The organism is Methylopila sp. Yamaguchi (assembly GCF_002897035.1).
Taxonomy (GTDB): Bacteria; Pseudomonadota; Alphaproteobacteria; order Rhizobiales; family Methylopilaceae; genus Methylopila.
This window is the reverse complement of sequence record NZ_BAUX01000003.1, coordinates 77577-94010: the sequence shown is the minus strand read 5'-3', so window position 1 is coordinate 94010 and position 16434 is coordinate 77577. Positions and strand designations below refer to the sequence as shown.

The 16434-nt window shown below is 69.1% G+C and carries 17 protein-coding genes; 7 read left to right on the top strand and 10 right to left on the bottom strand.

Annotated features, from left to right (window positions below):
* Positions 1-224: 224 nt before the first annotated feature.
* Positions 225-1256 carry an aspartate-semialdehyde dehydrogenase gene (locus METY_RS04670; RefSeq protein WP_103120444.1) on the bottom strand — a complete coding sequence of 344 codons (1032 nt, stop codon included), beginning with the start codon at positions 1254-1256 and terminating at the stop codon, positions 225-227.
* Positions 1257-1396: 140 nt separating this feature from the next.
* Between METY_RS04670 and METY_RS04665 the strand changes: the two genes are divergently transcribed.
* Complete coding sequence (locus METY_RS04665) at positions 1397-1738, top strand: hypothetical protein (RefSeq protein ID WP_146035655.1); 342 nt, start codon at positions 1397-1399, stop codon at positions 1736-1738.
* Between the two features lie 228 nt (positions 1739-1966).
* On the opposite strand, the gene leuB is transcribed toward METY_RS04665, so the two are convergent.
* From leuB to METY_RS04640, 4 genes are all read right to left on the bottom strand, one after another.
* Positions 1967-3079, bottom strand: a complete 1113-nt coding sequence (leuB, locus tag METY_RS04660; RefSeq protein WP_103120222.1) for a 3-isopropylmalate dehydrogenase — start codon at positions 3077-3079, stop codon at positions 1967-1969.
* Between the two features lie 596 nt (positions 3080-3675).
* Positions 3676-4071 (bottom strand): VOC family protein, encoded by a 396-nt coding sequence (locus tag METY_RS04650; RefSeq protein ID WP_103120220.1) that lies wholly within the window; start codon positions 4069-4071, stop codon positions 3676-3678.
* A 133-nt stretch (positions 4072-4204) separates the two neighbouring features.
* Complete coding sequence (locus METY_RS04645; protein WP_103120219.1) at positions 4205-4990, bottom strand: Bax inhibitor-1/YccA family protein; 786 nt, start codon at positions 4988-4990, stop codon at positions 4205-4207.
* 130 nt (positions 4991-5120) lie between these two features.
* Positions 5121-5618 (bottom strand): L,D-transpeptidase family protein, encoded by a 498-nt coding sequence (locus METY_RS04640; RefSeq protein ID WP_346433150.1) that lies wholly within the window; start codon positions 5616-5618, stop codon positions 5121-5123.
* Positions 5619-5796: 178 nt separating this feature from the next.
* Here METY_RS04640 and METY_RS04635 point away from each other — a divergent pair, with 178 nt between their 5' ends.
* A complete protein-coding gene (locus METY_RS04635; protein ID WP_103120217.1) occupies positions 5797-6483 on the top strand; it encodes a response regulator transcription factor in 687 nt (228 codons plus the stop codon).
* A 49-nt stretch (positions 6484-6532) separates the two neighbouring features.
* Positions 6533-6952, top strand: a complete 420-nt coding sequence (locus METY_RS04630; RefSeq protein ID WP_244593519.1) for a cyclic nucleotide-binding domain-containing protein — start codon at positions 6533-6535, stop codon at positions 6950-6952.
* A gap of 9 nt (positions 6953-6961) precedes the next feature.
* Here the strand turns inward: METY_RS04630 and METY_RS04625 are convergent, their stop codons facing one another.
* The 3 genes from METY_RS04625 to METY_RS04615 form a co-directional block, all read right to left on the bottom strand.
* Entirely contained in the window at positions 6962-7399 is a 438-nt protein-coding gene (locus METY_RS04625) for a response regulator (RefSeq protein WP_103120215.1), read from the bottom strand.
* Between the two features lie 5 nt (positions 7400-7404).
* A complete protein-coding gene (locus METY_RS04620) occupies positions 7405-8562 on the bottom strand; it encodes a PAS domain-containing protein (protein ID WP_103120214.1) in 1158 nt (385 codons plus the stop codon).
* A 128-nt stretch (positions 8563-8690) separates the two neighbouring features.
* The gene (locus tag METY_RS04615; RefSeq protein ID WP_103120213.1) at positions 8691-10394 is read right to left on the bottom strand and encodes a bifunctional diguanylate cyclase/phosphodiesterase; all 1704 of its coding nucleotides are present in this window, start codon (positions 10392-10394) and stop codon (positions 8691-8693) included.
* Between the two features lie 219 nt (positions 10395-10613).
* Here METY_RS04615 and METY_RS04610 point away from each other — a divergent pair, with 219 nt between their 5' ends.
* From METY_RS04610 to METY_RS04600, 4 genes are all read left to right on the top strand, one after another.
* Positions 10614-10967, top strand: coding sequence for a hypothetical protein (locus tag METY_RS04610; protein WP_103120212.1), 354 nt, complete (start codon positions 10614-10616; stop codon positions 10965-10967).
* A 78-nt stretch (positions 10968-11045) separates the two neighbouring features.
* Positions 11046-11174: a hypothetical protein gene (locus tag METY_RS21570; RefSeq protein ID WP_255400837.1), complete on the top strand. Its 129-nt coding sequence runs from the start codon at positions 11046-11048 to the stop codon at positions 11172-11174.
* A gap of 71 nt (positions 11175-11245) precedes the next feature.
* On the top strand, positions 11246-12655 hold the full coding sequence (gene leuC, locus METY_RS04605; RefSeq protein WP_103120211.1) for a 3-isopropylmalate dehydratase large subunit: 1410 nt from the start codon (positions 11246-11248) through the stop codon (positions 12653-12655).
* 230 nt (positions 12656-12885) lie between these two features.
* The gene (locus METY_RS04600; RefSeq protein WP_103120210.1) at positions 12886-13344 is read left to right on the top strand and encodes a GNAT family N-acetyltransferase; all 459 of its coding nucleotides are present in this window, start codon (positions 12886-12888) and stop codon (positions 13342-13344) included.
* 30 nt (positions 13345-13374) lie between these two features.
* On the opposite strand, the gene METY_RS04595 is transcribed toward METY_RS04600, so the two are convergent.
* Entirely contained in the window at positions 13375-14433 is a 1059-nt protein-coding gene (locus METY_RS04595) for an HD-GYP domain-containing protein (protein WP_103120209.1), read from the bottom strand.
* Positions 14434-14622: 189 nt separating this feature from the next.
* Positions 14623-16254, bottom strand: coding sequence for a phosphoenolpyruvate carboxykinase (locus tag METY_RS04590; protein WP_103120208.1), 1632 nt, complete (start codon positions 16252-16254; stop codon positions 14623-14625).
* Positions 16255-16434: the final 180 nt, after the last annotated feature.

The following is a 16434-nucleotide window of genomic DNA, read 5'->3' as shown; positions in this document are numbered from 1 at the left end:
GATGTAGTCCCCGCGCAATCGGAATCCAAACGATCGAGGACCAACTGAGTAGGCCGCCTACGAGCGGAACCTACGCCGCTGCGCCAAGCAGCGTGGGCCGACGTGTCGATCGAACGCGCCGCCAGCTCAAGACGCTCATTGAGCGCCTTGGGCGGATGCGGCGCTCACCGTCTTCCGAGGGCATGGCCATATCGGAAATCGTCGAGCGCCGCGTCGCTTGAGACTTACGCCGCCTTCTTCAGCAGCCCGCGGTTGGCGAGGCTTTCGGCGATCTGCACCGCGTTCAGCGCCGCGCCCTTGCGCAGGTTGTCAGAGACGATCCACATCGCGAGGCCGTTGTCGACGGTCGGATCCACGCGGATGCGGCTGACGAAGGTCGCGAAGTCGCCGACGCACTCGACCGGCGTGACGTAGCCGCCGGGCTCGCGCTTGTCGACGACCAGGATCCCCGGCGCCTCACGGAGGATGTCGCGCGCCTCCTCGGCCGAGATCGGCTTCTCGAACTCGATGTTCACCGCCTCGGAATGGCCGACGAAGACCGGCACGCGGACGGCGGTCGCCGTCAACTTGATCTTCGGGTCGAGGATCTTCTTGGTCTCCGCGACCATCTTCCATTCCTCCTTCGTGAAGCCGTCCTCCATGAAGACGTCGATGTGAGGAATGACGTTGAAGGCGATCTGCTTCGGGAACTTGCCGGTGCCCGGCTCCGGCGCCTGGTTCACGTAGATGCCCTTGGTCTGGTTCCAGAGCTCGTCCATGGCGTCCTTGCCGGCGCCGGAGACGGACTGGTACGTCGAGACCACCACGCGCGTGATCGTCGCCGCGTCGTGCAGCGGCTTCAGCGCCACGACCAGCTGCGCGGTCGAGCAGTTCGGGTTCGCGATGATGCCCTTCTTGGTGTAGCCGGCGACCGCGTCGGCGTTCACCTCCGGCACCACCAGCGGCACGTCGGGGTCCATGCGCCAGACCGACGAGTTGTCGATGACGATCGCGCCCTGCTTGGCGATCTTGGGCGACCACTCGCGCGACACCTCTCCGCCGGCCGACATCAGGCAGATGTCGATCCCGGAGAAGTCGAAGGTCGCGAGATCCTTGCATTTCAGAGTTCGATCGCCGAACGACACTTCGGTCCCGAGGCTCCGGCGCGAAGCCAGCGCGACGATCTCGTCGACCGGGAACTCCCGCTCTTCGAGGATGTTCAGCATCTCGCGGCCCACGTTGCCCGTGGCGCCCACGACGGCGATCCGATAACCCATCTCCAACTCCATCGGCCCGGTTTCGACCGCGGCCGTCTTGCTGTCGTTCGCGGCGCGACGCCGCGCGATGTGAATGGCCCCGTTGGGCCGAGATTGCAAGAAATTCACGGAACGGGAGCCGGCGAAACGACGTTGCTTCGATGACCGGCGCGCCTCAGTCCCGGGACGCGGCGTTTCCCCTCATGGAGGCTGCTATGCTTGGTATTGCGCATGGAACGGCCGCATTCATCCTTGCGGCGGGCGTGGCGCTCGTCCCGCTTACGGCGTCGGCCCAGACCCGCGACCGTGCGTCTTCGGACGGCGGCGTGACCATCACGGTCCGGAAGGCGCCGAGCTACCTCAACACGCGCACGGTCGCGCGCCCCATGACCGGCGCCGACTACCAGACCTCGGCGCTCTACCAGTCTTCGACGCCGACCCGCGGCCCCGGCGGCTTCGAGCGCTGGCCGCTGCCGTCGACCTTCGACGTTCCCGGCTACTGACCAGGGGCCCGCTGGGGGATGCCGCCCGGCGTTCCTTCCCGCCTCGCCCTCGCGAAGGCCTCGTCTCCCTCGGGTCGTCCGGCTCAGTGAGAGCTTCAAGACGCCCTACTTAGCGCCAAGGCTCCTCCTCATGTTGAGGAGCCTCACCAAGCGATGCGTCTCGACGGACGCAATGAAAACGAGCGCGCCCCCGTCCGACCGCACCGGACTGGGCCGCCGCTTCTACCTTTACGCCGCGAGGAGCTGCTCGAACTTCGCGACCACCGCTTGGCCCATCTCGGCGGTGCCGACGCGGGTCGACCCTTCCGTCCAGATGTCGCCCGTGCGCAGGCCGTCGGCCAGCACGCCCGCGATCGCCCGATCGAGCGTGTCCGCGATCTCCGGCTTGCCAAGCGAGTACTTCAGCGCCATCGCGAGGCTCGCGATCATCGCGAGCGGGTTGGCGACGCCCTGGCCCGCGATGTCGGGCGCGGAGCCGTGCACCGGCTCGTATAGCGCCTTACGGCGGCCGCTCGCGTCCTCAGCGCCGAGCGAAGCGGACGGCAGCATGCCGAGCGAGCCCGTGAGCATGGACGCGACGTCGGAGAGAATGTCGCCAAACAGGTTGTCGGTGACGATGACGTCGAACTGCTTCGGCGCGCGCACCAGCTGCATGCCAAGCGCATCGGCCAGCATGTGGTCGAGCTTCACGTCCTCATAGCCGGACTTGTGGGTCGCGGTGACGACCTGGTTCCACAGCAGGCCAGACTTCATGACGTTGCGTTTCTCGGCCGAGGTCACGCGGTTGCCGCGCACGCGCGCCAGCTCGAACGCGACCTTCGCGATGCGCTCGATCTCGTAGGTCTCGTAGACCTGGGTGTCCACGGCGCGCTTCTGGCCGTTCGGGAGGTCGGTGATCTCCTTCGGCTCGCCGAAGTAAACGCCGCCCGTGAGCTCGCGGACGATGACGATGTCGAGGCCGTCGACCAGCTCGCGTTTCAGCGCCGAGGAGTCCGCGAGCGCGGGGTAGCAGATCGCCGGGCGCAGGTTCGCGAACAGCTCGAGGTCCTTGCGCAGGCGCAGCAGGCCGGCCTCCGGACGATGCTCGTAAGGCACGCCGTCCCACTTCGGGCCGCCGACCGCGCCGAGCAGCACCGCGTCCGCCGCGTGGGCCTTCGCCACCGCCTCGTCGCTGATCGCCTTGCCGTGCGCGTCATAGGCGCAGCCGCCGACGAGGTCCTCGTCGATCTCGAAGGACAGCAGGCCCTTCGCCTCGATCGCGGCGAGCACGCGGCGCACCTCGCCCATGACTTCCGGGCCGATGCCGTCGCCGGGCAGGAGAAGGAGCTTCTGGGCGGCCATGGGTGTCCTCGTGCGTGTTTCTTTCCGGGGGTCTTAAGCGGGCGCTGCACGCCTTGGCAAGGGCTGCGAGCCTTAGCGGCTGTTCGGCTCCGCCGTACGAGCCGCCTTCTTCTCGAAAGACGAAACGGTCCCCAACGGCTCCGCTAGCGGTTGAACGAAGACCTCAGCCGCAGTCGTGCAAGGCCTCGAGTCGCCCGGCCTCAGCCGGATTACGGTCTCGTTTGATGCAGAACCCCAGTCCTGCGTGGAGCGATGGGTCTCGTAGCCGGGCGCAGACACGCACCACCGCCACGTGTACGAGCGAGAGCCGTGAATCATAAGCGACTCCAGCTGCCACTCACGGTCGCTCAGAAAGTGTGCCCGGCCGTCCGGGCCGGTGGCGGCGATCTCGCGCTTGTCCTCGTTACCGTAGGGATATGAGATGGTCACATAGGCCACCGTGGCTGATGCAATCGGCTTTCCCGCTTCATCCTCCACCTTGAACGATCGCTCGCGTTGGACCGTTTTCCAGGCAGGCCAGCACCCCTGGGTAAGCCCGGCCAGACCGAGCGCCACGATCGCGGCTCGAATCGGCCGCCCATGGGTCCTCCGCCGCCTCACAGAAACCGCCCGCCCCTCTCCAGCACCTCAATCTTGTAGCCGTCGGGGTCGGTCACGAAGAAAAACCGCGCGAAAGGCTTTCCCTCGCGGTCCATCTGCTTCAGGGCGCCGGGGTTCAGGCCCGCTTCCTCGAACCGGGCGTGCTCTGCGGCGAGATCGTCCACCGAGACGGCGAGATGGCCGTAGCCGTCGCCGAGATCGTAAGGCGTCCCGCGGTCGGCGTTGACGGTCAGCTCCAACTCGAAGCCGGTCTCCGGGTTCGACAGGTAGATGAGCGTGAAGCCGTCGAACGGATAGCGGTCCGCCACCTTCAGGCCGAAGGCGGCGTCGTAGAACGCGACCGAGCGCTGTTCATCGAGCACCCGGATCATGGAGTGGATCGCCTTGGCCATTCTGGCCTCCTCGCACTGGGTTAAGGGCGGCGACACCAGAACGCGACCGGCGGGCGCAGGTCAAAAGAAAAGGCCCCGGCGTCGCCGCCGGGGCCTTCGTTCCATACGTCCGGCCGAAGCCGGGAGCGTCAGGTCACTCGCGGTTGCCGAACAGCGACAGCAGCATCGTGAACAGGTTGATGAAGTTCAGGTAGAGCGACAGGGCGCCCATGATGGCCTTGCGGCCCATGATCGTGCCGTCGTCGCCGGCGTAGTACTCTTCCTTCAGACGCTGCGTGTCGTAGGCGGTGAGGCCCGAGAAGATCAGCACGCCGGCGACCGAGACCACGAACTGCACCAGCGACGAGCCGAGGAAGATGTTCACCAGGCTCGCGATGACGATGCCGATGAGGCCCATCATCAGGAAGGTGCCCATCCCCGAGAGGTTGCGCTTGGTGGTGTAGCCCCAGAGGCTGAGCGCGCCGAAGGCGGCCGCGGTGATGAAGAACACGCGGGCGATCGAGGCGCCGGTGTAGACGAGGAAGATCGACGACAGCGATAGGCCCATCAGGCCCGCGAAGACGTAGAAGGCGATCTGCGCGCCGCTGACGCTCATCGTGTGCAGGCGCGCCGACAGGAAGAACACCATGCCGAGCGGAGCGAGCATCACCACCCACTTGAGCGGGCTGGTGAAGAGCGCGACGCCGACCTGGGTGAGCATCATGCCGTTCGCGGTGCGGGCGGCCGCCAGCGACGGATCGGTCGTCACCGACAGCATGAAGGCGCCGATGGCGAACAGGCCGGTGATGGCCAGGCCGAGCGACATGTAGTTGTAGACGCTCAGCATGTAGGACCGCAGGCCCTGATCGACCGACGCCGCCGGAACGGAGGCGCCGCCGAAGCCGGTGCGGCCATAAACGTTACGTTGGGTGTCGGGCATTGAGTGCGGTCCCCTCAAGAACAGCTGAAATCGGGCCGCCGGTGATCGGCGCCACGTATTGCCGTCGATGATATGGGGATGGCCCAGGGGCGCACAAGTTCGAGAGCGCCTCCGGATTCTGACATCTTCGTCAGATGGCGCGCCGTCGGGGCCTGGGGACCGGACCGCCGATCTCGATCATGGTCCGGGGACCGATGCGCCCCGCCAGCCGCTTCAGCACGGCGGGCGCCAGCGCCACGCAGCCGGCGGTCGGCGTGAAACCGGGACGCGCGGCGTGCAGGAAGATCGCGCTGCCGCGCCCCGCGCGCACCGGGCGGTCGTTCCAGCCGAGCTCGAACACGAGGTCGTAGAGCCCGTCGTCGCGCCACATCGCTTCGTGCGAGGCCGAGAACGGCCGCCTTACCGGTCGATTGTAGCGGCGGTGCCCCACAGCGTCGCACCAGCCGTCGTCGGGGCGGGTCACGCGGACGGGCAGGCCCGTGGGAGGCCGCGGCGCGCGATCGGCGCGGCGCCACAGCCGACGGATCGCGAAGCTCCCGAGCGGCGTGACGCCGTCGCCTTCGCGCTTCGCCGTCGCGATGCCGGCCGGCCCCAGCGCGCAGGGGAAGCGAGCCAGTCCGGCGATCACACATCCGCGCGCAGGGCGCCCTGGCGCGGCCCGAACCTTGAGAACCGGAAGGAAACCCTGCATTCCTAGCCGCGACGCTCCTGAAGACGCGTCCTGGCGCCTTGCCGAGGACGGGGGGCGCGCACTAGGTGCGACGACGAACGACGCGGCGCCCGCCGCAGCCGGAGAAGACGTCCGAATGGCCACGAAGCGCAAGATCCTTGTCGTCGACGACGACGCCGACCTCCGCGGGGAGATCGTCGAGCAGCTCAACCTGCTGGACGAATTCGACGCGGACTCCGCAGCCGCCGCGACCGAGGGCGTCGCCAAGGTCCGCGGGGACCACGTCGACCTCGTGCTGATGGACGTCGGCCTGCCGGACATGGACGGCCGCGAGGCGGTCAAGATGATGCGCCGCGACGGCTACCGCGGCCCGGTCATCATGCTGACGGGGCAGGATTCCGACGCCGACACGATCCTCGGGCTCGAGGCCGGGGCCAACGACTACGTGGCGAAGCCGGTGCGCTTCGCCGTGCTGCTCGCCCGCATCCGAGCGCAGCTCCGCAGCCATGAGGCCAGCGAGGACGCGATCTTCACGATCGGGCCCTACACGTTCAAGCCGGGCGCCAAGATGCTGCTGACGGAGAAGAACGCCAAGATCCGCCTGACCGAGAAAGAGACGGCGATCCTGCGCTTCCTCTACCGCTCCGGCGCCTCGGTCGTCGGGCGCGAGACGCTGCTGCAGGAGGTCTGGGGCTACAACTCCGGCGTGACCACCCACACGCTCGAGACCCACGTCTATCGCCTGCGGCAGAAGATCGAAGCCGACCCTTCGAACGCACGTCTGCTGGTCACGGAAGCCGGAGGCTATAAGCTGGTCCCTTGAACAGGGAATCAGCGGGGGCGGCTTGTCGCTTGAGGACGACATTCGGACGTTGAGCCGCACGCCGCTGCTCGACGAATTGGGCGTGGACGCGCTGCGCCTGATCGCGTTTTCGGCCGACCGGCTGAGCCTTGGCGAGGGCGACATCCTGTTTCGCCAGGGCGACGAGGCGGACTCGGGCTTCGTGGTCGTCTCGGGGGCGATCACGCTCACGCGGCGCGGCGGGAGTACGCATCTCGCGGGTCCCGGCGCGCTTATCGGCGAGCTGGCGCTGCTGTGCGACACCCGCCGGCCGGCCACCGCCGAGGCCGCCGAGCGGAGCGAGGTCTACCGCATCGCGCGGAGCCTGTTCGGGCGCCTCCTGACCGAATATCCTGCCGTCACCGCCAAGCTGCGCGCCCGGCTGGCGGCGCGCATGACCCAGAACGCCGCCGACCTCCGCGCGATCGAGTCGACGCTCCGCGGGCGCTGACGCGTCAGGCTACTCCGCGGCCACGGACCAGCGCCGCGCCCAATCCGGCGCAAGCTCGAGGCTCGCCGGAGCGGGCCCCGACGCCCTGCCCTCCTCCATACAGTCCGCGATGAATCGCAGCGCCGCGGTCATGCCCCAAGAGGTGTAGGGCTTGGCGATCGCCCCGCACGCGCCTGCGAAGTCCTCGGGGATGCGCTTGCGATTGGCGGTCATGAACACGGCTACGACGCCGTGGAGCTCCGCGGCCTCGCGGGCGACCTCGACCCCGGTCGGCCCGTCGAGCAAATGGATGTCCACGAGCGCGACGTCCGGAGCAGACTGCTCCAGCAGCGCGCGGGCCTCCGCGCTGTCGAGCGCGAATCCGCTTGGCGTCAGCCCCGCGTCTTCGATCATGAACTCGAGCTCCGCCGCGAGCAGGGCTTCATCCTCCACGACCAGAATTCGCAAGGGCTCTATCCTTCTACGCCCTCGCCCGCCTGATGCGGATCAATCGGGATCCTCACCCTGGCGACGAGCCCGGGGTCGCCGTCGCGCCGTTCGACCGTGGCGGACAACTGCCGGCTGAGCAAGTCCACAAGGCTCTGACCGAAGCCGATCTTTTCGTCCTCGACGGCTCCGGCGCCGCCGACGCCGTCGTCCTCGACCTCGATCACGAAACTTTCGCCGTCACGCTTGGCGGAGACCCGGATCCGGCCGGGACGCCCGTCAGGGAAGGCGTGCTTGAGGGCGTTGGTCAACAGTTCGTTCACCACGAGCGCCACCGGCGCGGCCCGGCTGGCCTTGATCACGACGGTTTCGAGGTCGAGGTCGAGCGTGAGGTCGTCCCGCCCGGTCGAGCCGACGAGCTCCGTCGCGATGTCGCGGATGAAGGCCGCGACGTCGAACACGCCGACGTCGTCGGACTGGTAGAGCTTGCGATGGACGGTCGCGAGCGCGCTCACGCGGTCCAGCATCGAGCGCAGCGTCCGCTGGATGTCCGGATCGGGGATGCGGCGCGTCTGCAGCAGGATCAGCGAGGCGATCAGCTGCAGGTTGTTCTTCACGCGGTGGTCGACCTCGTGCAGCAGCAGCGTCTTCTGCTCAAGCGCGTAGCGCAGGTCGCGGGTGCGTTCCTCCACGAGCTTTTCCGCCATGGCCTTGGCCTGGCTGAGCGCGATGTTGGCCTCCCGAAGATCCGTCGCCGATTGGATCTTCTGGGTCACGTCGAGCTGCGACGCGAAGAAATGCGTGATTTCGCCGGTCGCGCTGAAGACCGGGCTCACGTAGAGCGCGTTCCAGAACGGCTCGCCCGTCTTGCGGTAGTTCCTGATCTCGGCCACCACCGCTTCCCCGGCGTCGATCGCGGCGCGGATACGCTGGACTTCTGCGCGGTCGGTCTCCGCGCCCTGAAGGAAGCGGCAGTTCCGGCCGATCACTTCGTGTCGGGGATAGCCCGTAAGCTGAAGAAACGCGTCGTTGGCGAAAACGATGGGGTTATCCGGCTGCAACGCGTCGGTGATGACGATCGGCATGCGGGTCGCTCGGATCGCGGCCCCATAGGGATCGCTCGAATCGTGCTGGTCCTCAAGGCGCTGCGCCTCCCGCAGCGATGCATTGCGGTCGTCGGTCATTCAATCTCGCGAAACGTCGGAACGCTGAAGCGAACGTCCAGCGGATCGTGATCGGTAGCGCGACGGGCGCGCCGTGGAAAGCGTTCGAAAACGCCCCACCCGTACGAATGGTTCGCCAATCTGGATCGTTACGCGACGTCCGCGCCGGAGCCCGGCTCCAAAGCGGGGCGCGCCAGCAGGTCGCCCTGCAGATAGGTGGCGCCCCACGCGGTGAGGAGTTCCGCCACCTCCTCGGTCTCGACCTGCTCCGCGACGGTCTCCAGCCCGAGCTCGCGGGCGAGCGCGAGCAGAGCGCGGACGAAGGCGGCGCTGTCGGCCGAAGCCCCGAGATCGCGCACGAAGGAGCCGTCGATCTTGACGAGATCGACGCCCAGCTCGCGCAGCGCCTTGAACGAGGTGTGCCCGGTGCCGAAGTCGTCGATCGCGACGCGGACGCCGAACGCCCGCAGCTGCGCGACGAAGCGGCCCGTGACCGCGAGGTCGGCGATGGCGGCGGTCTCGGTGATCTCGACCATGAGCCGCGCCGCGAGGTCCGGCCGCAGCGTGAACCAGGAGGTCAGCGCCTCGAGCCAGCTCTCGTCGTTGGTGGTGGAGGCGGAGATGTTGACCGCAAGATGGATCTGCGGGTTCTCGGCGAGCCGTCGGACCGCAAGGTCGAGCACCCGATGATCGAGCATGTGCACGATCTTCAGCTCTTCCGCCGCGCGGACGTAGGCCCCCCCGGAGACGACGTCGCCGGACTCGGTGGTGATCCGCAGCAGCGCCTCGCTCCACACCGGGTCCCGCGCGCCGGCGCGGAACACCGGCTGGTAGGCCAAGGCCACACGCCGGCTGCTCATGGCGGCGACCAGTTCGTCGGCGAGACGCAGGTCCGCCCGGCGCGCCGCTTCCCGTTCGGGATCCGGCGCGTAGATCTGGAACCCCGTCCCGGATCCGTTCGCGCGGGCGAGCGCGGTGCGCGCGCGGGCCACGAACTCCGCGCCGTCCCGGGCATGGCGCGGCGCGACCACGCCGCCGATCGCGATGCGCACCGCGACGGCGCCCGCGCCCGAGTCGATTGGCTCGTCGTGCACCGCCGAGATCAGCCGCCGTCCCACGACCTGAAGGTCTGCGGCGTCGCATTCCTGCAGCACCAGGCCGAAGGTCGAGGTCGAGAACCGGCCGAGGCTGTCCCCGCCGCGCATCGCGCCCCGAAGCCGGCGCGCGACCGCCACCAGCACCTGATCGCCCACGTCGAAGCCATAGGCGTCGTTGACGCCGCCGAGGTTCACGACAGAGGCCAGGACGAAGGAGGTCGAGGTCTGCATCCGCCCGCCCGCCGCGAGCGCGCTGGCGGCGATCTCCATGAGGCGCGGGCGCGCGAGCAGGCCTGTGAGCGGGTCGAAGCGCGCGAGCGAGGCGGCCTGTTCGGCGCGCTCGTGATGGGCGCCGAGGCGGCGGATGACGCCCACGACCTCCGCCGGTCGCCCATCGGCTCCTGCGCGCCAGCGGCCGCGGTCCTGGATCCAGAGGCGCTGCGCGCGGCCGCCGCGGAGCAGCGGATAGTCCACCTCGAACGGCACGCCCTCGCCGCTGTCGGCGCTTGCGGAGCCGAACACCGCCTCGCGGCGGGTGGTCAACGCCTCCGGATCGAACAGCGCGGCGAAGGCGGTCTCGGTGTCGAGACGGGTCGCGGCTGGGAGTTCGAGCAGACCGTGAGGATCGCCGATCCACCGCAGGCGGTCGGATTGCACGTCCCATACATAGGCCGCTTCCCCCACGGCCACGAGAATGTCGTCGGCCGCGAGGCGGCCAAAGCTGGTCGCGCCTCCCGCGCCGATGTGCGTCGTCATGCTCGCCCCCCGGGCGCCGGAAGAGGAATCGCCAGCTTGGAATCTGCCGACGCCTCTCTTAACTTTTCGGTCGCCGCTTGCCGACGCCGCCACTGGTTAACATTAAGTTAAATTTTAGGTTGCGGACGGAAAAAACGTCGCGCTCCATGTCCGCGAGGCGGGTTCGCGCGTTGGAGCGAGACGGCGACGCGCCATGTCAGGCCAAGGGAGGCGACGCGGATGTTGATGATCGCCGGACCAGGCGGAGCCGAACGTGTCGTTCGCGCCGCGCGAAAGCGCGGGGTCGACCCTGTCTCCTCCGCGCCGCGCGTCGAACCCGCGCCAGACGCCGCCCGGCCGACGGACCGCTCCGACCCGGATCTCGCAACGCGCGCGGCTCTGAACCAGGAGCGGTCAGCGCCGGCGCAGATCGCCCGACCCTTCGCGCCGCTCGTCGCCCAGCTCATCGCGAACGTCCTCGGCCTGCCGCAGACACGCGCCCGCCGCCGGGCCGAGCCGTCCCATGCGACGCGGGCCTACGCCCGGAGGGCGGCCGACGCGCCGCGCGGGGCGCTTTACGAAGCGAAGGTCTGAGAGCACGCGTTTGCCTGGGGACGGAGCCGCCTCCAGCGCATTTGCAACTCATTCAAGACTTCACCTATATGACGTGCCATGAGCAGGCACCGATCCCGCATCGCCGCGCGTTCGACCGAGACCTTCGCGGGCCTCGCAGATCACGTGCGGCTGCCGTCGCGGTTCCACGCGCGCCTGTCGGCGATCAGCACGCGACTCCGGGGCTGAGACCCAACTCCGGCGCGCCCGACGGCGCGACGCCACGTCCGTTCTGCATTCATAAGGCTTAGAGGCGCATTATGTCCGCCGCTCCCAAGACCCTGTACGACAAGATCTTCGACGACCACATCGTCGACCGGCAGCCCGACGGCTCCGTGCTGCTCTACATCGACCGCCACCTCGTCCATGAAGTGACGAGCCCGCAGGCCTTCGAGGGCCTGCGGATGACGGGCCGCAAGGTGCGCGCGCCGGAGAAGACCCTGGCGGTCGTCGACCACAACGTGCCGACCACCAACCGTCTGCTGCCGAACCCCGATCCGGAAAGCGTCGCGCAGATCGCGGCGCTGGCCGAGAACACGCGCGAGTTCGGCATCGAGTACTATGACGAGTTCGACAAGCGGCAGGGCGTCGTCCACATCGTGGGTCCCGAGCAGGGGTTCACCCTGCCCGGCACGACGATCGTCTGCGGCGACAGCCACACCTCGACGCACGGCGCCTTCGGGGCGCTGGCGCACGGCATCGGCACGTCCGAGGTCGAGCACGTGCTAGCCACCCAGACGCTGATCCAGACCAAAGCCAAGAACATGCGCATTACGGTCGACGGCAAGCTGCCGGAGGGCGTGGGCGCCAAGGACGTGATCCTCGCCATTATCGGCGAGATCGGCACCGCGGGCGGCACCGGCTACGTGATGGAGTACGCCGGCGAGGCGATCCGCGCGCTGTCGATGGAAGGCCGGATGACGGTCTGCAACATGTCGATCGAGGGCGGCGCCCGCGCCGGCATGATCGCTCCGGACGAAACCACCTACGCCTATGTCCAGGGCCGGAAGCGCGCCCCGAAGGGCGAGGCCTGGGACGCGGCGCGCCGCTACTGGGAGACGCTGGTCTCCGACGAGGGCGCGCATTTCGACCGCGAAATCCGGCTCGACGGCGCCAACCTGCCGCCGATCGTGTCCTGGGGCACGAGCCCGCAGGACGTGGTGTCGATCACCGGCGTCGTGCCCGATCCGGACGCCGCCTCCGACGAGGGCAAGCGCGCGGCGATCAAGCGGGCGCTCGCCTACATGGGGCTGACCGCCGGCTCCAAGATCACCGACATCGCCCTCGACCGCGTGTTCATCGGCTCCTGCACCAACGGCCGGATCGAGGACCTGCGGCAGGCGGCGAAGATGGTCGTCGGCAAGACCGTGAACGCCAACGTCAACGCCATGGTCGTTCCGGGCTCCGGCCTCGTGAAGGAGCAGGCGGAGGCGGAAGGGCTCGACAAGATCTTCACCGCCGCCGGCTTCGAATGGCGCGAGCCGGGCTGCTCCATGTGCCTCGCGATGAACCCGGACAAGCTGCGGCCGGAGGAGCGCTGCGCCTCCACCTCGAACCGCAACTTCGAGGGCCGTCAGGGCTTCAAGGGCCGCACCCACCTGGTGTCGCCCGCCATGGCCGCCGCGGCGGCGATCGCCGGCAAGTTCGTCGACATCCGCGACTGGCGCTGACGAAGAGGGTCGGCGTCGGCTCGTTCTTGTCCCGGCTCGATGCCGGGACAAGAGGTGCGCTTCCGTCGCCAACTCAGCCGTCGTCCTCCGGCTCGACCGGAGGACCCACCCCAAGCGTGGAACGGCCTCGGGCATGGACCGATCAAGCCGGACGGCGACGGCGCCGTTGAGCCAGACCCGTTCGCACTTGTGCAGGTCGCTCGACGCCTTCTCATCCCCGGAGCGCATGTGTGAGCCTTCGCATCCTCCCGCGCCTCGGCGCCGACGACGCGGTGCGGCTCGCCCCGCTGCTTGCGGCCTACTCCGCCGCGCTGCTGCATGAAGAGCCAGGAGCGCCGGACGAGACCTACGCCCGCGCCCTGATCGACGACCACGTGGCGAAGATCGCCGGCGCTGAGCTCGACGGCCGGCTGGTGGGCTTCGCGGTGTACTACGACCTCCCCGAAGCCATCTCCCGCCGCCGCGCGGGCCAGCTCGACGACCTCTACGTCGATCCCGCCTGCCGGGGCCGCGGCGTCGCTCAGGCGCTGCTGGAGCGGCTTGTGGCCCATGGCGAGACGCTCGGCTGGGTGCACCTGCGCTGGATGGTCCCGGAGGGCAATCCCGCCGCCGCGCTCTACGACCGCCTCGCGGAGCGGGCGCCGTGGCACAACTACGTCATCCGGATCGACCGCTCCGTGCACTGGTGAGCGGCGGGAGCTCGCTCGAGGTGGAGATCGCTAGAGCGCGAGCGCGCCGACCAGCCGCTCGAAGGCGAACAGAACGCCGCGGTCGAGCTTGCCCCCCATGCCCCGCATGACGGCGAGGGCCTCCTTCGACGACATCCGCGCCCGGTAGGGCCGGCTCTCGATCAGGGCCGCGAAGATGTCGCAGACGGTGATGAAGCGGACCACGTCCGGGATCGCGTCGCCCGCGAGTCCGTCGGGGTAGCCGCTGCCGTCGAGATACTCATGATGGCTGCGGACGATCGCCAGGAGTTCGGGCGAGACATTCCCCTGCGCCTGCAGCACGGCGTGCCCGTTTGGGGCGTGGAGCCGCATGATCGCCATCTCGTCGGGAGTCAGCGGCCCCGGCTTGTTCAGAATCTCCATCGGCACCCCGACCTTGCCGATGTCGTGCAGCAGCGCGCCCTCCACCACGCGGCGGCAATCCCGCGGGGTGAAGCTGAGCGACTCGCTGAAGGCGGCGGCGAGCCCCGCCACCAGCAGCATGTGCTGGTAGGTGACGTCGTCGAAGCTCCAGACGGCGTCGAGCCACCCGTGCAGGCCGACCTTCTCCAGGGTGCGGGTCACGTGGCGCCCGCCTTCGGGCAGGCGCTCGACCGGTACGGGCCGCCCGTCCTCTGCTGCGTCCATCAGGCTTGCCAGCACGAACCCGGCCTCGCGGGCGCCCCGACGGGCCGCAGCCGCGCGCGGATCGTCCCTGTCGGAGGTCATCGCGCGCAGGACGGCGCTGACCAGGACGTCGCGCGGGGCGTCGCCCGGGAGCACGACCGCGGCTCCGAGCGCCAGCGCCTGCACGTCCGCCCGCCGGCCTTCGCCCCGCATCAGGACAACAACCGGGGTCGCGGCGCGGTCCATGCCGTTCAGCGCCGCCCGCGCCATGGCGACCGAGGCCGCGTTGTCGAGAGCGATGTCGGTGACGACGGCGCCAGGCGCCTCGACAGGCATCGGTCTGTGCGGCGCGGCGATCCGGCAGCGGCAAATCAGCCCGAGATCGCGTTGCAGCCGTCGTCCTTCCGCCGGGCGATCGGTGAGGAGGACGATAGAGCCGCTCATGGCGATCGTTCCTGCAGCCCGGCGGCGGTCGCGGGCTGGCGTCGCGAAAGTGTGGACAGGGCGGCCCCTGCCCGCAAGTCCGTCCTCCGTCGCATGGCGAGCGATCGAGCGACCCCGTTGAGGCGTAGCTCGAAACCACGAGGGGCGCGCCGTCTTTGCGACGCGCCCCTCCGGAAGACCGGCAGGCGCTTACTCCGCGGCGGCCGCCACGTTGGCGAAGCCGCCGCCGACGCGCGGACCCGCCTCGCGGATCTCGGCGTCGACCTCGCTGAAGGCCTCGAAGTTCTTCTGGAACATGCGCGCCAGCTTGCGGGCGGCGCGGTCATAGGCGGCGGGGTCGGCCCAAGTGTCGCGCGGGCGCAGCAGCTTGGCGTCGACGCCGGGCACGTCGGTCGGGACGGCGAAGCCGAAGGTCGGGTCGACGTAGGTCTCGACGTCCTTCAGCGCGCCGCTGAGAGCAGCCGACAGCAGCGCGCGGGTGGCGGCGATCGGCATGCGCCGGCCCTCGCCGTAGCCGCCGCCGGTCCAGCCGGTGTTGACGAGCCAGCAGTCCACGCCGTGCTCGGCGATCAGGCTCTTCAGAAGCTCGCCATAGACCTCGGGCCGGCGCGGCATGAAGGGCGCGCCGAAGCAGGTGGAGAAAGTCGCCTGCGGCTCGCTGACCCCCGTTTCCGTGCCGGCGACCTTGGCGGTGTAGCCGGAGAGGAAGTGATGCATGGCCTGCGCCGGCGTGAGCCGCGCGATCGGCGGCATCACGCCGAAGGCGTCGGCGGTCAGCATGACCACGTTCTTCGGATGCCCGGCGCGGCCGCTGGCGTGGACGTTGCGCACGAAGCGCAGGGGATAGGCCGCGCGGGTGTTTTCCGTGCGGGTCCCGTCGTCGAAATCCGGCTGGCGGGTGACAGGATCGACCGCGACATTCTCCAGCACAGCGCCGAAGCGGCGGATGGCGTTCGCGATCTGCGGCTCGGCCTTGGGGTCGAGCCGGATGGTCTTGGCGTAGCAGCCGCCTTCGAAATTGAAGACGCCGTTGCGCCCCCAGCCATGCTCGTCGTCGCCGATCAGGGCGCGATCGGGATCGGCCGACAGCGTGGTCTTGCCCGTGCCCGAGAGGCCGAAGAACACCGCGACGTCGCCCGCCTTGCCGACGTTCGCCGAGCAGTGCATCGGCATCACGTTGCGCTTCGGCAGCAGGTAGTTCAGCGCGGTGAAGACCGACTTCTTCATCTCGCCGGCATAGGCCGTGCCGCCGATCAGCACGACGCCGCGGGCGAAGTCGATCGCGATCACCGTCTTGGAGCGAACGCCATGGCGCTCGGGATCGGCCTGGAAGCTCGGGACGTCGAGGATGGTGAGGTCCGGGCGGAACCGCGCGAGGTCCGCCCGCTCGGGCTCGATCAGCAGCGTGCGGATGAACAGCGAGTGCCAGGCGTATTCGGTGAAGACCCGCACCTTGAGGCGGTTCGAGGGGTCCGCCCCGCCGTGGAGGTCCTGGGCGAACAGTTCGCGCCCCGCGACATGCGCGATGAAGTCGGCCTTCAGCAGGTCGAACTGCTCCGGCGTCAGCGCGCTCGCGTTGTCCCACCAGACCTCGTTCTCCGTCGCGGCGTCGCGAACGATGAATTTGTCCTTGGGCGAGCGGCCGGTGTGGGCGCCGGTTTCGGCGACGAGCGCGCCGGTGGCCGCCAGCGAGGCTTCGCCCCGGCGGACCGCGCGCTCGACCAGCGCCGCCTCCGTCAGGTTCCAGTTGACCCCCGCCAGGCCCTCGAAGCCAAAGGCTTCAGCGCCGTGGTCCGGGTTCCACTCTCCTGTCTGCCTCACATCGTCCTCCTACACGCTGCCCCCGCGCGCCGCCTCCCGGCGCGCCCGCCGCGAGAAACCAGCGAAAGTCGGCGCGAACGTGACCGCGGCGGCTGTTTTGTCGCACAGCGGGGAATTCCAGCCCTCCTGCGCGCGACCTGCCTGCGACGATATCACGCCTTGTGCTTCCGATAAGCAGAT

Bases quoted from the DNA above. Each gene is read 5' to 3' on its own strand.
- METY_RS04650 (WP_103120220.1), bottom strand. From the start codon at position 4,071: ATGGCCAAGGCGATCCACTCCATGATCCGGGTGCTCGATGAACAGCGC.
- METY_RS21570 (WP_255400837.1), top strand. From the start codon at position 11,046: ATGAGCAGGCACCGATCCCGCATCGCCGCGCGTTCGACCGAGACCTTC.
- METY_RS04665 (WP_146035655.1), top strand. From the start codon at position 1,397: ATGACCGGCGCGCCTCAGTCCCGGGACGCGGCGTTTCCCCTCATGGAG.
- leuC (WP_103120211.1), top strand. From the start codon at position 11,246: ATGTCCGCCGCTCCCAAGACCCTGTACGACAAGATCTTCGACGACCAC.
- METY_RS04635 (WP_103120217.1), top strand. From the start codon at position 5,797: ATGGCCACGAAGCGCAAGATCCTTGTCGTCGACGACGACGCCGACCTC.
- leuB (WP_103120222.1), bottom strand. From the start codon at position 3,079: ATGGCCGCCCAGAAGCTCCTTCTCCTGCCCGGCGACGGCATCGGCCCG.
- METY_RS04620 (WP_103120214.1), bottom strand. From the start codon at position 8,562: ATGACCGACGACCGCAATGCATCGCTGCGGGAGGCGCAGCGCCTTGAG.
- METY_RS04595 (WP_103120209.1), bottom strand. From the start codon at position 14,433: ATGAGCGGCTCTATCGTCCTCCTCACCGATCGCCCGGCGGAAGGACGA.
- METY_RS04610 (WP_103120212.1), top strand. From the start codon at position 10,614: ATGTTGATGATCGCCGGACCAGGCGGAGCCGAACGTGTCGTTCGCGCC.
- METY_RS04645 (WP_103120219.1), bottom strand. From the start codon at position 4,990: ATGCCCGACACCCAACGTAACGTTTATGGCCGCACCGGCTTCGGCGGC.
- METY_RS04615 (WP_103120213.1), bottom strand. From the start codon at position 10,394: ATGACGACGCACATCGGCGCGGGAGGCGCGACCAGCTTTGGCCGCCTC.
- METY_RS04670 (WP_103120444.1), bottom strand. From the start codon at position 1,256: ATGGGTTATCGGATCGCCGTCGTGGGCGCCACGGGCAACGTGGGCCGC.